This is a genomic window from Castellaniella hirudinis (assembly GCF_042651965.1).
Taxonomy (GTDB): domain Bacteria; phylum Pseudomonadota; class Gammaproteobacteria; order Burkholderiales; family Burkholderiaceae_B; genus Castellaniella; species Castellaniella hirudinis.
The window spans coordinates 328,006-342,008 of record NZ_JBHSDY010000010.1; the positions used below are offsets into that span (position 1 = coordinate 328,006).

The 14,003-nt window shown below is 66.2% G+C and carries 14 protein-coding genes and 1 pseudogene; 12 read left to right on the top strand and 3 right to left on the bottom strand.

What is annotated here, in order from left to right:
- Positions 1 to 42 precede the first annotated feature (42 nt).
- The 5 genes from ACFO0J_RS15205 to ACFO0J_RS15225 all read left to right on the top strand — a co-directional run bounded on the left by ACFO0J_RS15205 (position 43) and on the right by ACFO0J_RS15225 (position 5,437).
- Positions 43 to 1,080: a Rieske 2Fe-2S domain-containing protein gene (locus ACFO0J_RS15205; protein WP_376813928.1), complete on the top strand. Its 1,038-nt coding sequence runs from the start codon at positions 43 to 45 to the stop codon at positions 1,078 to 1,080.
- Positions 1,081 to 1,130: 50 nt separating this feature from the next.
- Complete coding sequence (locus tag ACFO0J_RS15210) at positions 1,131 to 2,105, top strand: PDR/VanB family oxidoreductase (protein WP_376813929.1); 975 nt, start codon at positions 1,131 to 1,133, stop codon at positions 2,103 to 2,105.
- Positions 2,106 to 2,166: 61 nt separating this feature from the next.
- Positions 2,167 to 3,336 carry an ABC transporter substrate-binding protein gene (locus ACFO0J_RS15215; protein ID WP_376813930.1) on the top strand — a complete coding sequence of 390 codons (1,170 nt, stop codon included), beginning with the start codon at positions 2,167 to 2,169 and terminating at the stop codon, positions 3,334 to 3,336.
- Positions 3,337 to 3,446: 110 nt separating this feature from the next.
- Entirely contained in the window at positions 3,447 to 4,442 is a 996-nt protein-coding gene (locus ACFO0J_RS15220) for an aldo/keto reductase (protein WP_376814173.1), read from the top strand.
- A 101-nt stretch (positions 4,443 to 4,543) separates the two neighbouring features.
- Positions 4,544 to 5,437 (top strand): NAD(P)-dependent oxidoreductase, encoded by an 894-nt coding sequence (locus tag ACFO0J_RS15225; RefSeq protein WP_376813931.1) that lies wholly within the window; start codon positions 4,544 to 4,546, stop codon positions 5,435 to 5,437.
- A gap of 47 nt (positions 5,438 to 5,484) precedes the next feature.
- Here the strand turns inward: ACFO0J_RS15225 and ACFO0J_RS15230 are convergent.
- From ACFO0J_RS15230 to ACFO0J_RS15240, 3 genes and pseudogenes are all read right to left on the bottom strand, one after another.
- Positions 5,485 to 5,589: pseudogene (locus ACFO0J_RS15230) on the bottom strand (HepT-like ribonuclease domain-containing protein); the annotation flags it as partial.
- Positions 5,589 to 6,653 (bottom strand): DUF4351 domain-containing protein, encoded by a 1,065-nt coding sequence (locus tag ACFO0J_RS15235; protein WP_376813932.1) that lies wholly within the window; start codon positions 6,651 to 6,653, stop codon positions 5,589 to 5,591. The gene ACFO0J_RS15235 and the pseudogene ACFO0J_RS15230, both read right to left, overlap by 1 nt.
- A gap of 164 nt (positions 6,654 to 6,817) precedes the next feature.
- Entirely contained in the window at positions 6,818 to 7,732 is a 915-nt protein-coding gene (locus ACFO0J_RS15240) for a LysR family transcriptional regulator (protein ID WP_376813933.1), read from the bottom strand.
- A gap of 148 nt (positions 7,733 to 7,880) precedes the next feature.
- Between ACFO0J_RS15240 and ACFO0J_RS15245 the strand changes: the two genes are divergently transcribed.
- From ACFO0J_RS15245 to ACFO0J_RS15275, 7 genes are read left to right on the top strand one after another with little or no spacing between them, the layout of a single operon-like run.
- The gene (locus ACFO0J_RS15245) at positions 7,881 to 9,017 is read left to right on the top strand and encodes a 4-oxalomesaconate tautomerase (RefSeq protein WP_376814174.1); all 1,137 of its coding nucleotides are present in this window, start codon (positions 7,881 to 7,883) and stop codon (positions 9,015 to 9,017) included.
- A gap of 56 nt (positions 9,018 to 9,073) precedes the next feature.
- Positions 9,074 to 10,102, top strand: coding sequence for an amidohydrolase family protein (locus ACFO0J_RS15250; RefSeq protein ID WP_376814175.1), 1,029 nt, complete (start codon positions 9,074 to 9,076; stop codon positions 10,100 to 10,102).
- Positions 10,103 to 10,119: 17 nt separating this feature from the next.
- Positions 10,120 to 10,815, top strand: coding sequence for a 4-carboxy-4-hydroxy-2-oxoadipate aldolase/oxaloacetate decarboxylase (gene ligK / locus ACFO0J_RS15255; RefSeq protein ID WP_376813934.1), 696 nt, complete (start codon positions 10,120 to 10,122; stop codon positions 10,813 to 10,815).
- Positions 10,816 to 10,824: 9 nt separating this feature from the next.
- Positions 10,825 to 11,742: an amidohydrolase family protein gene (locus ACFO0J_RS15260; protein WP_376813935.1), complete on the top strand. Its 918-nt coding sequence runs from the start codon at positions 10,825 to 10,827 to the stop codon at positions 11,740 to 11,742.
- 3 nt (positions 11,743 to 11,745) lie between these two features.
- Positions 11,746 to 12,135, top strand: a complete 390-nt coding sequence (gene ligA / locus ACFO0J_RS15265) for a protocatechuate 4,5-dioxygenase subunit alpha (RefSeq protein WP_376813936.1) — start codon at positions 11,746 to 11,748, stop codon at positions 12,133 to 12,135.
- On the top strand, positions 12,132 to 13,007 hold the full coding sequence (locus ACFO0J_RS15270) for a class III extradiol dioxygenase subunit beta (protein ID WP_376813937.1): 876 nt from the start codon (positions 12,132 to 12,134) through the stop codon (positions 13,005 to 13,007). The genes ligA and ACFO0J_RS15270 overlap by 4 nt, the downstream gene beginning before the upstream one ends.
- A complete protein-coding gene (locus tag ACFO0J_RS15275) occupies positions 13,004 to 13,978 on the top strand; it encodes a Gfo/Idh/MocA family oxidoreductase (RefSeq protein WP_376813938.1) in 975 nt (324 codons plus the stop codon). Before ACFO0J_RS15270 ends, ACFO0J_RS15275 begins: the two co-directional genes overlap by 4 nt.
- Positions 13,979 to 14,003: the final 25 nt, after the last annotated feature.

Sequence of the window (14,003 nt, forward strand, 5' to 3'; positions counted from 1 at the left end):
CCGGGCCGCGCGATTGCCGGGCGGCCGGCCGGGAGGTTGACGATGTTTCCCAAGAATGCCTGGTACGTGGCCTGTACGCCCGACGAAATCGCGGACAAGCCCCTGGGCCGCACGATCTGCGGCCAGCCCGTCGCGCTCTACCGGGGCGCCGAGGGCCGCGTTGCGGCGGTGGAGGACTTCTGTCCTCACCGGGGCGCAGCCTTGTCGCTGGGTTCGGTCGTGGACGGCAATCTGATGTGCGGCTATCACGGCCTGGTCATGGGCTGCGACGGCAAGGCCGTCTCCATGCCCAAGCAGCGGGTAGGCGGGTTCCCCTGTATCCGCAGCTACCCGGTGGTGGAGCGGCACGGCTTCATCTGGATCTGGCCGGGTGATTTTGGGCAAGCCGACGAGGCGGCCATTCCCGATCTGTTCTGGGCCGATCATCCGGAATGGGCCTATGGCGGCGGGCTGTACCATATCGGCTGCGATTACCGGCTGATGATCGACAACCTGATGGATCTGACCCACGAAGCCTACGTGCACACCGACAGCATCGGCCAGGGCGAGATCGACGAGGCGCCGGTCAAGACCCGGGTCGAAGGTGATCAGGTCGTCACCAGCCGCGTCATGCACGGCATCATTGCGCCGCCATTCTGGCAGGCGGCCATGCGGGCTCACGGCCTGGATGATCAGGCGCCGGTCGACCGCTGGCAGATGTCGCGCTTCCACGCACCGGGCCACGTGCTGATCGACGTGGGCGTGGCGCTGGCGGGCAAGGGCGGCTACGACGCCGATCCCCACGACAAGGTCTCGGCGATCGTGGTGGACTTCATGACGCCCGAAACCGAATCCTCGCACTGGTATTTCTGGGGCATGGCGCGTCACTTCCAGCCTGACGATGCCGCGCTGACCGACGCGATCCGCGAAGGGCAGGGCAGGATTTTCAGCCAGGACCTGGCCGTGCTGGAGGCGCAGCAGCGCAACCAAAGCCTTTTCCCCGACCGCCGGCTGCTGGCCCTGGATATCGACGCCGGCGGCGTGCGGGCGCGCCGTGTGCTGGACGGCCTGCTCCAGGCCGAGGCCCCGGCCGCGTCATAATATTGAGTGACAGTCCGGCCTGTTCACCGGACGATAGGAAAGAGCACAACATGATCACCGAACTCCTGTCCGTGCAGGTCGCCGGCAAACACCAGGCGGCCCAGGACGTCGTGAGCCTCGAACTGGTGGACCCTGACGGCGGCCCGCTGCCTGAATTCACGCCCGGTGCGCACATCGACGTCCATCTGCCGGGCGGCTTCATCCGCCAATATTCCCTGCTCAACGATTGCGTGCAGCGGTCCCATTTCCTGATCGGCGTGCTGCGCGAGCCGCAGTCGCGGGGGGGCTCGACGGCCGTGCACGACCAGGTGCATGTAGGCGATGTGCTGCGCATCAGCGCGCCGCGCAACCGCTTTCCGCTGGTCGCCGCCGAACGCAGCCTGCTGTTCGCCGGCGGGATCGGGATCACGCCGCTGCTGTGCATGGCGCGCCGCCTGCAGGCGACGGGCGCCGCCTTCGATCTGCACTATAGCTGCCGGTCCCGCACCCGCGCCGCCTTTCTGGACGAGATCCAGGGGCCGGATCTGGCCGCGCATGCCCAGGTGCATTTCGATGACGAACCTGAAACGGCGCTGGACGCGCGGGCCGTTCTGGCGGCGGCCGGTCCGCAGGCCCATGTCTACGTCTGCGGACCGTCGGGCTACATCGATTACATCCTGGACCAGGGGCGCGCGGCCGGCGTGGACGAAGCACGCCTGCACTTCGAGCGTTTCGCCCTGGGCGAGGACGAACACCCCTCGGCCCCGGTCGAAGGGGACGTGGCCTTCCAGGTCAAGCTGGCCAGCACGGGCGAAGTCTTCGACATCCCCGCCGACGAGACCGTCACCTCGGCCCTGGACCGGCAGGGCGTGTTCATTCCGGTGTCCTGCGAAGAAGGCATTTGCGGCACTTGCCTGACCGGTGTCAGCGAAGGCGTCCCCGATCACCGCGACAGCTATCTCACCGACGACGAACACGCGGCCAACGACCAATTCACCCCGTGTTGCTCGCGCGCGCGGACCTCCATGCTGGTGCTGGACCTGTAGACGGGCCGGCGCCTTCATCCCGCTTTCCCGCATTTCACGACGACAAGACAAGGAGACACTCGTGAAGCATACGATCGGTAAACTGCTGGCCACTTGCATTTTCGCGGCCGGAGGGCTGGGCGCGGCCCAGGCCCAGGATCTGAAAATCGGCATGATTCTGCCGCTGTCGGGGCCGTTCGCCTCGACCGGGCAGCAGATGGTGAACGGCGCCAGGCTCTACCTGCAAGAGCATGGCGACACGGTGGCGGGTCGCAAGATCGTGCTGATCGAAAAAGACGACACCGGCGTGTCTCCGTCGATCAGCAAGCGCCAGGCGCAGACCCTGCTGATCCAGGACAAGGCCGAGGTGCTGGCCGGCTTCGGCCTGACCCCGGGCGCGTTTTCCGTCGCGCCGCTGGCGACCGAGGCCAAGGTGCCGATGGTGGTGCTGAACGCCGCCACGTCCTCGATCACCGAGAAGTCGCCCTACATCGTGCGCACGTCCATGACCCTGCCGCAAGTGGCCGCTCCGATGGCAAGCTGGGCGGCGGCCAACGGGATTCACAAGGTCTACGTCGCCGTGGCCGACTACGGTCCGGGCCACGATGCGGCGGCCCAGTTCAAGAAGACCTTCACCCAGGCCGGCGGCGAGGTGGTGGGCGAAGTCCACACGCCGCTCACCAGCCCCGATTTCGCGCCGTTCCTGCAGAAGATCAAGGACGCCAGGCCGGACGCGATTTTCCTGTTCGTGCCCAACGGCGAACAAGGCGTCGCCTTTGCCAAGAGCTACAAGGAACGCGCCCTGGCCGATGCCGGCATCCGGCTGCTGGCCACCGGCGACGTGGTTACCGAAGACGTGCTCGCGGCCATGGGCGACAACGCCCTGGGCATGATCACTTCGTTCCATTATTCCCAGGCGCACGATTCGCCGGAAAACGCGGCCTTCGTCAAAGCCTATACCCAGGCCTATCCCGGCATGCGGCCGAATATGGTGGCCGTGGCGGCTTACGACGGCATGCGCTTGATCCGCGAAGCCCTGGAAAAGACCAAGGGCGACGCCGGCGGCGATGCTTTCATCGAGGCGGTCAAGGGCCTGAAATGGACCAGCCCGCGCGGCCCGGTGGAAATCGATCCGCAGACCCGCGACATCATCCAGAACGTCTACATCCGCAAGGTCGAGAAGGTGGATGGCGTGCTGCAGAACGTGGAGTTCGCCACGATCCAGGCCGTCAAGGACCCGGGCAAGCAATAACCGGGTGCGAGCCGTGCGTGGCGTCCATCGCAATCCGGCATAGCTGCTAGTGACGGGCCCGGTCTTACCGGGCCGTCCGGAACCGGGGATAATCGGAAGCTATGACGATGATGACGACGCGCACACTCGCCGGGTTTCCGGTCTTTCCCATCGGCCTGGGCTGCATGAGCCTCAGCCACGGCTACGGTCCGGCAGCGAGCCCGGCCGCTGCCGAGGCGCTGCTGCTGGGGGCGCTGGACCGGGGGGTGACGCTGTTCGACACGGCGGCGCTCTACGGCTTCGGCCACAACGAAGAACTGCTGGGCCGAATCCTGGCCCCGCATCGCAGCCGCTTCATGCTGGCCAGCAAATGCGGGATCTTCCACGTGAACGGCCAGCGCCGCATCGACGGCCGACCCGAAACCCTGCGCCGGACCTGCGAGGATGCCCTGCGCCGCCTGCGCACCGACGTGATCGATCTGTATTACCTGCATCGCTGGGACAAAGCCGTGCCCATCGAAGACAGCGTGGGCGCGCTGGCGGACCTGGTTCAGGCCGGCAAGATCCGCGCCATCGGCCTGTCCGAGGTCTCGGCGGACACCTTGCGGCGGGCGCATGCCGTGCATCCGATCGCCGCCGTCCAAAGCGAATATTCTCTGTGGTCGCGCGAGGTCGAGATCGCCGTCCTGGACGCCTGCCGCGAACTGGGCGCGGCCCTGGTGGCCTTCAGTCCGCTGGCGCGCGCCTTCCTGGCCGACGGCCTGCCCGACGTGGCGGTCCTGGGCGACGACGATCTGCGGCGGCGCATGCCGCGTTTCCTGCCCGAAGCCTACGCCCACAACCTGACGCTGCTGGAACCGTTGCGGCGCATGGCGCAGGACCATCACTGCACGCCCGGCCAACTGGCGCTGGCCTGGCTGCTGCATCAGGGCGAACACGTCATTCCCATTCCCGGCACGACCCGGTTGGCGCACCTGGAGGAAAACCTCGGGGCGGCCGGCGTGCGGCTGGATGCCGGGGCGTGCGCTGAACTGGCGCGGCTGTTCGGCCGTGACCGGGTCGCGGGCGAACGCTACACCCCCGCCACCCAGGCGGACGTCGATACGGAACAGTTTCCGGCGTCCTGAGGACGCCTCACGGCCGGGCGCTTGCGCCGGGCCGCGCGCGCGATTCATGCGATGGGTGTGTGAATCGGCATCATTGAACGTTGAATGGAGCTTCGAAAGCGATGCAAGGCACTCGACTGGGTTTGATCGGCTACGGTGAAGTCGGCGGCATTTTCTGCGCCGGCCTGAAGACGCAGGTGGACAGCGTCCATGCCTGGGATCTGAAACTGGCCGACGCCGCCTCGGCCGCACCGCTGCGCGAACGCGCGGCGCGTGACGGCGTGACGCTGTGCGATTCGTCGGCGGCGCTGTGCGCGGCCGGCAATCTGGTGATTTCCGCCGTGACCGCCTCGAACACCGTGTCGGTGGCCCGCGAAGCGGCCGCGCACCTGCAGCCGGGCGCCGTGTTCCTGGACCTGAATTCGGCGTCGCCCGGGGCCAAGCGCGAGGCTGCCGGCCTGATCGAGGCCGCAGGCGGGCGCTACGTCGAGGCCGGTGTGATGACCTCGGTCCCGCCCTATGGCATCCGGGTGCCGATGCTGCTGGGCGGCCCGCACGCCGAGGCCCTGGCCGGGCAGTTGCGCGCCTATGGCATGGACGCCGCCGCCGTGTCCGCCGAACTGGGCGTGGCCTCGGCCATCAAGATGTGCCGCAGCGTGATGATCAAGGGCCTGGAGGCCCTGGTGATCGAAAGCTACACGACCGCACGCGCCTACGGCGTCGAGGACTACGTGCTGCCCACGCTGCAGGAAACGTTCCCGTCCATCGACTGGACGGAGCAGGGCCGTTATTTCTACAGCCGCGTCGTCCAGCACGGCCGCCGCCGCGCCGAAGAAATGCGCGAAGTCGCCAACACCGTACGCGAGGCCGGTTTCGAACCCTGGATGGCCGCCGCAACGGCCGAAAAGCAGGACTGGGTCGCCGGGCTGGCCGCCCAAGGCCTGTTCGCCGACGTCGAGGCGGCGGGCGGCTGGAAGGCGTATGCGGATCGCTTGATCGCGCAGGCGCGGGGCTGAACGACTGACTGGTCGAGGATGCCGGCCAGCGCGTTCTCAACCTTTGAGCGCACGTCTGGAAGGTCGAGGTGTATCGTCTTCCAGACGATTTCAAAGTCCACTTTGAAGTAGCCATGCGCGACGGCGTTGCGCATCTGGCGTATGCCACACATCAACCCTGGAACACATCTTCCAGCGTTGTGGCATCTAGGATATTCAGCAACCAGGTTTCCAGTTCGTCAAGCTCCGCAGACTGGACACGTGCTGTGGTTTCGGCATCCACCGGGCCGAAACGGTGCTGGAGCTGCTGCAGCAGCATCTTGGCTTGGCCCTTCTCCATCCCTATACGCTCCGCGATTAGGATATGGCCCATTTTTTTCTCCTGTTTGATGTGTTTCAGTGCCGCCATATAAACCGGCGCCTGATCCTTGGGCAGACGCAGCATCCATTCGATCAAGCGCAGCAACAAGCGGATTTGCTCACGACTGTAGTGGTATTTGTACAGCAGTCGTGCCAGCGATATGGTTGGCGCCACCCTCTCTGCCCCGTGATACCGCAGCGCTTGCAACTGCGCCATGATGACGACCGCAAACGGGTTCGTGCGCGCCAGCGCTTCCAATTCATCCCAGCGCTCCAGCCACTGAGATAAGTGTACGACGGGAAAGGAAAAACTCACACCCTGGCCGAGAAAATCCTGTCGGTATTCCAAGTGGGCCGGCCCGGACCGGCTGGCGACCAGGATGCACAGGCTGTAGAGGGCCGGCAGGGCCTGCCCGGCCTGAGCATGGAGGATTTCGTGCCGATCCTCGATACGCGTCCGGTAGCGGTACATGCGATGTGCGGTCCAGCCGATCATCTGAGGGCCGGCTGCGCCCCCCTGAACTTCGACGTGCACCAGAATCCAGGCATCTGTGCCGTCGATATGACGGACTTTGACCAATTTGTCGGTATACAGACGGCCGTCGCCGGGCGGCCCCTCTGGAACCTCGATGGATTGCATCTCTTTATCCAGGAATTCCGGCGGCACTGACCCGTCAATGACGGCGTGCAGATCAGGGGCCAGCAACGCCATCGCGGGCTTGAAATACAGCTCAAGGGCGTCCTTCCACGGACTGTCATAGTCGATCTTGGCAGGCTTCGCTGGGGAGGATGGCCGATCAGCATCCAACGCGCAAGCATCAGCACCCGGGGGTGGCGGGGGGGCGGACACAGCACGGGATCGTTTGCGGGCAGACATGGCGGGCTTCCTGCTTCGGGAGGCCCTATTTTGTTCATGCCTTCACGACCCCGCCAGACTGGAAAATCCGAACGGATAAAAACATCACGGCGATCATGGAGTGACTCCAGCATCGTGATGCCGATGCTGCATCAGATTCTGATCGGGTTGAATGCGAGCCCGGATCAAGCCGCCCGCGTCATCGCCGGCGGATACACCTGCCGCACCGTCGTCCGGATCAGTTCCAGCATTGCTTTTTGCGTCAGGGTCGTGATCCGGCCCGTCGCGGTCGCCAGGTACAGGCGGCTGTGCAGTTCGGGCTGGGTGATGGGGCGGGTGTGATAGCGGTCCGGCTGCGCCGAGGTCAGGACGGCGTGTTCGGTCAGGATGGCGTAGCCCGTGCCCTCGGCCACCAGGTCCAGGATCGCCTGGACGCTGTCGATTTCCAGGCGGATGTTCGGCCGGGCGCCGATCAGCGCCATTTCCGATTCCAGCAGCATGCGCACGGTGTGCGGGCGGTTCGGAATGATCAGCGGGATATTGACCAGCGCATGCAGCGGCAGCGGCTGGTCCGAGGGATGCGGCCCTCGGGGGCCGACCAGATACAGCCGTTCGCTGGTCAGCGGCGACAGGTCCAGGTCGGCCGAGGGCGAGGGGTTGTACATCAGGGCGATGTCCAGGCGGCCGGCCAGCAGCCATTCCTGCATCACCAGGGACAGGCCCTCGCTGATCGACAGGCTGGCGTTCGGCAGCCGTTTGCGGAATTGCCGCGTCAGCTCCACCGTCATCATCTTCGAGGCGCTGGGTGCAATGCCCAGCGCCACGCGGCCGGCCAGCGCGCCCTGGACCCGGCCCATGTCCTCTTTGGCGCGGTCCACCTGGTGCAGGATGCCGCGGCAGTGTTCCAGCAGCAGCTTGCCGGCCTCGGTGGTGGTGACGCCGCGCCCGTTGCGGTTCAGCAGGTTCTGGCGCAGTTCGACCTCCAGCATGCGGACTTGGCGGCTGAGGGCGGGCTGGGCGATGTTCAGCGCGTGCGAGGCCTGGGTGAAGCTGCCCAGTTCGGCGACGCGCATGAAATATTCCAATTGCTTGAGATCCATGGTTTCAGGGCTAGGGGTTTACCCCTAATTGCGGCATTTCATCGTATGGATCATATCATTTCGGCATAGCTGATAGTGGACCTATGTCCTTATGTATCGCTCGACCCGCGTCCATAATGAGCCCATCAAGGAACCCTCGAGTGACATGATGCAGAAACCCCTTCCAGCCTTGTTCATGCGCGGCGGCACGTCGCGCGGGCCGTTCTTCCTGGAGTCCGACCTGCCGTCCGACACGGCGGCGCGCGACCGGGTGCTGCTGGCCGTCATGGGCTCGCCCGACCGGCGCCAGATCGACGGCCTGGGCGGCGCTCATCCGCTCACCAGCAAGGTCGGCATCGTGCGCCCGGGCACCACGCCGGGCGTGGACCTGGAGTTCCTGTTTGCGCAGTTGCAGCCTGATCGCGACACGGTCGACACGACGGCCAATTGCGGCAATATGCTGGCCGCCGTCGTGCCCTTCGCGCTGGAGCGCGGCCTGATCCAGGCCCAGGGCGACACGACGACCGCTCGCGTGCTGACCCGCAACACCGGCATGCAGTGCGACATCACCGTGCTCACCCCGATGACGCCGGAAGGCCGCCAGGTGGCCTACGAGGGCGATGCGCGCATCGACGGCGTGCCCGGCACGTCGGCGCCGATCACCATCAACTTCCTGGACACGGCCGGCTCGGTCTGTGACGGGCTGCTGCCGACCGGCCGGGTGCGCGACACCGTGCGTGTCGAGCCGCCGTCCGGCGCGGACTTCGCGGCCTTCGACATCGAAGTCACCTGCATCGACAACGGCATGCCGCTGGTGCTGTTCCGCGCCGGCGACGTGGGCTGCACCGGCCACGAGACCCCGGCCGAACTGAACGCCGACCAGGCGCTCAAGGCCCGCATCGAGGCCCTGCGGCTGCGCACGGGCGAATTGATGGGCCTGGGGGACGTGTCCGCGCGCAACTATCCCAAGATGACCCTGGTGTCCGCCCCCCGGCAAGGCGGGGCGATCGATACCCGCAGCTTCATCCCCCACGTCTGCCACGAGGCCATCGGCGTGCTGGCCGCGGTGACGGTGGGCACGGCCTGCGTCCTGGAAGGCTCGGTGCCGCACGATCTGGCGCGCCTGCCCGCAGGCGCGCGCAAGGCTGTGTCGATCGAGCACCCCAGCGGCGAATTCACGGTCGAACTGGAACTCGATCCCCAGGACGCCCAGAAGGTTGCGCGCGCGGCCTTGCTGCGCACCGCGCGGCTGATCATGCGCGGCGAGGCGATGGTGCCGGCCTCGGCCTGGCCCCAGGCGAACTGATCCCCAGAACACGGCGAAACACGGAAAAGGAAGCGTACGAAATGAGCAGAAAACCCCTGATCATCGATTGCCACGGCCACTACACGACGGCGCCGCAGGCGCTGGCCGATTGGCGTGACCGGCAGGTCGCCGGCATCAAGGATCCGGCGCAACGGCCCAGCCCCTCGGATCTGCGCATCAGCGACGACGAACTGCGCGAAAGCATCGAGACCAATCAGTTGCGCCTGATGCGCGAGCGCGGCTCCGACCTGACGATCTTCTCGCCGCGCGCCAGCTTCATGGCGCACCACATCGGCGACTTCCAGGTGTCCAGCACCTGGGCAGCGATCTGCAATGAACTCTGCCACCGGGTTGCGACGCTGTTTCCCGAGCATTTCGCCACCGCCGCCATGCTGCCGCAGTCGCCCGGCGTCGATCCGGCCACCTGCATCCCGGAACTGGAAAAGTGCGTCAAGGAATACGGCGCGGTCGGCATCAACCTGAACCCGGACCCGTCCGGCGGCCACTGGACCGCGCCGCCGCTGTCGGATCGCTCCTGGTATCCCATCTATGAAAAGATGGTCGAATACGACATCCCGGCGATGGTCCACGTGTCCACCAGCTGCAACGCGTGCTTCCACACCACCGGCTCGCACTACCTGAACGCCGACACCACGGCCTTCATGCAGTGCCTGACCTCGGACCTGTTCAAGGACTTTCCGACCCTACGCTTCGTGATCCCGCACGGCGGCGGCGCCGCACCGTATCACTGGGGCCGCTTCCGCGGTCTGGCCCAGGCGCTGGGCAAGCCTTTGCTGGACGAGCACCTGCTGAACAATGTGTTCTTCGACACCTGCGTCTATCACCAGCCGGGCATCGATCTGCTGACCCGCGTGATCCCGGTGAAGAACGTGCTGTTCGCTTCGGAAATGATCGGCGCGGTGCGCGGCATCGACCCCGAGACCGGCCACTATTTCGACGACACGAAGCGCTACGTCGAAGCGGCCACGACCCTCAGCGACGCAGACCGCTTCCAGATCTACGAAGGCAATGCGCGCCGCGTGTATCCGCGCCTGGATGCCGCCCTGAAGGCCAAGGGCCTGTAATCAAAAGGAATATCGACATGAGCACTCCCCTGAATCAACTCGGCGTCGTTCACCGCACGATCCAGCGCGCCGATCCGGCCGCCGTCGAGCACCTGTCGCATTTCGGTGTGGCGACCATCCACGAAGCCATGGGCCGCGTGGGCCTGATGAAGCCCTATATGCGCCCCGTCTGGCGCGGCGCGAAGATGTGCGGCACGGCCGTCACGGTGCTGCTGCAGCCGGGCGACAACTGGATGCTGCACGTGGCCGCCGAACAGATCCAGCCCGGCGACGTGGTGGTGGCCGCCTGCACCGCCGACAACACCGACGGTTTCTTTGGCGACCTGCTGGCCACCTCGTTCAAGGCGCGCGGTGCGCGCGGCCTGATCATCGATGGCGGCGTGCGCGACGTCGATACCCTGGAGTCGATGGACTTCCCGGTGTTCAGCCGCGCCATCAGTTCCAAGGGCACCATCAAGGCCACCCTGGGTTCGGTCAACATCCCCGTGGTGTGCGCCGGCGCGGCGGTGAACCCCGGCGACGTGGTGATCGCGGACACCGACGGCGTGGTGGTGGTGCCCGCCGCCGTCGCCGCCCAGGTGGCCGCCAATGCCCAGGCCCGCGAGGACAACGAGGGCGCCAAGCGCGAGATCTTCGCCTCGGGCGTGCTGGGCCTGGACTACTACAAGATGCGCGAAGGCCTGGAAAAGGCCGGCCTGAAGTACATCGACTGAGGACGCACGATGACGAGCACCGAAACCTTCACCAAGACCCCGGGCTGGCTGGATTTCTACGACGGCCCCAGCCGTCCGCGCTTCCGCCTGCCGGCCGGGGCGGTGGACGCCCATTGCCACGTCTTCGGTCCCGGCGCGGTGTTTCCCTATGCGCCGGAGCGCAAGTACACGCCGTGCGACGCGCCCAAGGAAGCCCTGTTCGCGTTGCGCGACCACCTGGGTTTCGATAAGAACGTGATCGTGCAGGCGACCTGCCACGGCACGGACAACCGCGCGCTGGTCGATGCGCTGCGCGCGTCCGGCGGCCGGGCGCGCGGCGTGGCGACGGTGTCGCGCGACGTGACGGACGCCGAGCTGCAGGCCATGCACGAGGCCGGTGTGCGCGGCACGCGCTTCAATTTCGTCAAGCGCCTGGCGGATTTCACGCCGCGCGAAGTCCTGTCCGACATCGCTGCGCGCATCGCCCCGCTGGGCTGGCACGTGGTGATTTATTTCGAGGCGCAGGACCTGCCCGAACTGTATGATTTCTTCACCACGCTGCCGACCACGGTAGTGGTCGATCACATGGGCCGCCCCGACGTGACCCAGCCCGTGGACGGCCCGGAATTCGGCCTGTTCGTGAAGATGATGCAGGACCATCCGAACATCTGGAGCAAGGTCAGTTGCCCGGAACGCCTCAGCCAGTCCGGCCCGCCGGCCCTGAACGGCGAACAGCACGCCTATCGTGACGTCGCGCCCTTTGCGCGCCGCCTGGTGGAGACCTTCCCCGACCGCGTGCTGTGGGGCACCGACTGGCCGCACCCGAACCTCAAGAACCACATGCCCGACGACGGTCTGCTGGTGGACTATATTCCGCAGATCGCGCCGACGGCAGAACTGCAGCGCAAGCTGCTGGTGGACAATCCGAACCGCTTGTACTGGAGTTGAGCCATGTCTCTGAACAAGCCCTATACCGACGTGCCCGGCACGACCATTTTCGACGCGGATCAGTCCCGCAAAGGCTATCACCTGAATCAGTTCTGCATGTCGCTGATGAAGGCTGAGAACCGCGACCGGTTCCGCGCCGACGAACGCGCCTACCTGGACGAATGGCCGATGACCGAGGACCAGAAGCAGGCCGTGCTGGCGCGCGACCTGAACCGCTGTCTGTCCTTGGGCGGCAACATCTATTTTCTGGCCAAGCTCGGCGCCACCGACGGACGATCCTTCCAGTTCATGGCCGCCAGCATGACCGGCATGAGCCAGGAAGAATACGCCGCGATGATGCTGGCCGGCGGCCGTGGCATCGAAGGCAACCGCCATACCGGAGAAAAGCAGTGACCCAACAGACGCATGCCCGCATCAGCGCGAGTGTCTACACCTCGCACGTGCCCGCGATCGGCGCCGCCATCGACCTGGGCAAGACCGGCAACGAATACTGGTCGCCCCTGTTCAAGGGTTACGAGCCGTCCAAGCAGTGGATGAAGGACAATCGTCCCGACGTCGTCTTCCTGGTCTACAACGACCACGCCACGGCCTTCAGCCTGGAGATGATCCCGACCTTCGCCATCGGCTGCGCGGCGGAATTCAAGCCGGCCGACGAAGGCTGGGGCGCGCGTCCGGTGCCGACCGTGATCGGCCACCCGGAACTGGCCGCGCACATCGCCCAATCGGTGATCCAGCAGGATTTCGACCTGACCATCGTCAACAAGATGGACGTGGACCACGGCCTGACGGTGCCCCTGTCGCTGATGTGCGGCCAGCCCGAAGCCTGGCCGTGCCCGATCATCCCCTTTGCCGTCAACGTGGTGCAGTATCCCGTGCCGTCCGGCCGCCGCTGCTTTGAACTGGGCCGCGCCATCCGCCGCGCCATCGAAAGCTACGACGAACCGCTGAACGTGCACATCTGGGGCACGGGCGGCATGAGCCACCAACTGCAGGGGCCGCGCGCCGGTCTCATCAACCGCGAATTCGACAACGCCTTCCTGGACCGGCTGATCGCCGATCCGGCCGGCCAGGCGGACGTGCCGCACATCGACTATGTGCGCGAGGCGGGTTCCGAGGGCATCGAGCTGGTCATGTGGCTGATCGCCCGGGGCGCCATGGCGGACGTGGCGGGCGGCCCGGCGCCGCGCGTCGCGCACCGCTTCTACCACGTCCCGGCTTCGAACACGGCCGTGGGCCACCTGATCCTGGAGGAACAACAATCGTGACCGACCGTACCCTGAAAGTCGCGCTGGCCGGCGCCGGCGCCTTTGGCATCAAGCACCTGGACGGCATCGCCCGCATCGACGGCGTGGACGTCGTCGCGCTGGTCAGCCGCGACCAGGAAAAGACCCGCGCCGTGGCGCAAAAATACGGCATCGAACAGGCCGCCACCGATCTGGACGAAGTCCTGGCGCGTCCCGAGATCGACGCTGTGATCCTGTGCACGCCGACGCAGATGCATGCGGCCCAGGCCATGGCCTGCCTGCGCGCGGGCAAGCACGTCCAGGTCGAGATCCCCATGGCGGATTCCCTGGCCGACGCCGAGGCCCTGGTGGCCCTGGCGCGCGAGACCGGCAAGACCGCCATGTGCGGCCACACGCGGCGCTTCAACCCCAGTCACCAGTACGTCCACCAGCGCGTCGAACGCGGCGAATTCCAGATCCAGCAGATGGACGTGCAGACGTATTTCTTCCGCCGCACCAACATGAATGCGCTGGGCGAGCCGCGGAGCTGGACCGATCACCTGCTGTGGCACCACGCGGCGCACACGGTGGACCTGTTCGCCTATCAGTGCGGCAGCCCCGTCGTGCGGGCCCACGCGGTGCAAGGCCCGATCCATCCGGAACTGGGCATCGCCATGGACATGTCGATCCAGTTGCAGGCGGCCAACGGCGCCATCTGCACGCTGTCGCTCAGCTTCAACAACGACGGTCCGCTGGGGACGTTCTTCCGCTACATCGGCGACACGGCGACCTACATCGCCCGCTACGACGATCTGTTCACCGGCCGCGAAGAGGCCATCGACGTCAGCCGGGTGGACGTGTCCATGAACGGCATCGAACTGCAGGACCGGGAGTTTTTCGCCGCCATCCGCGAAGGACGGGAGCCGAACGCCAGTGTGGCCCAGGTGCTGCCGTGCTACCGGGTGCTGCATGACCTCGAGCAGCAACTGTCCGGCCAGTCGGCCCGGGCGTGATTCATCCTTTCATTCTGACATTCTG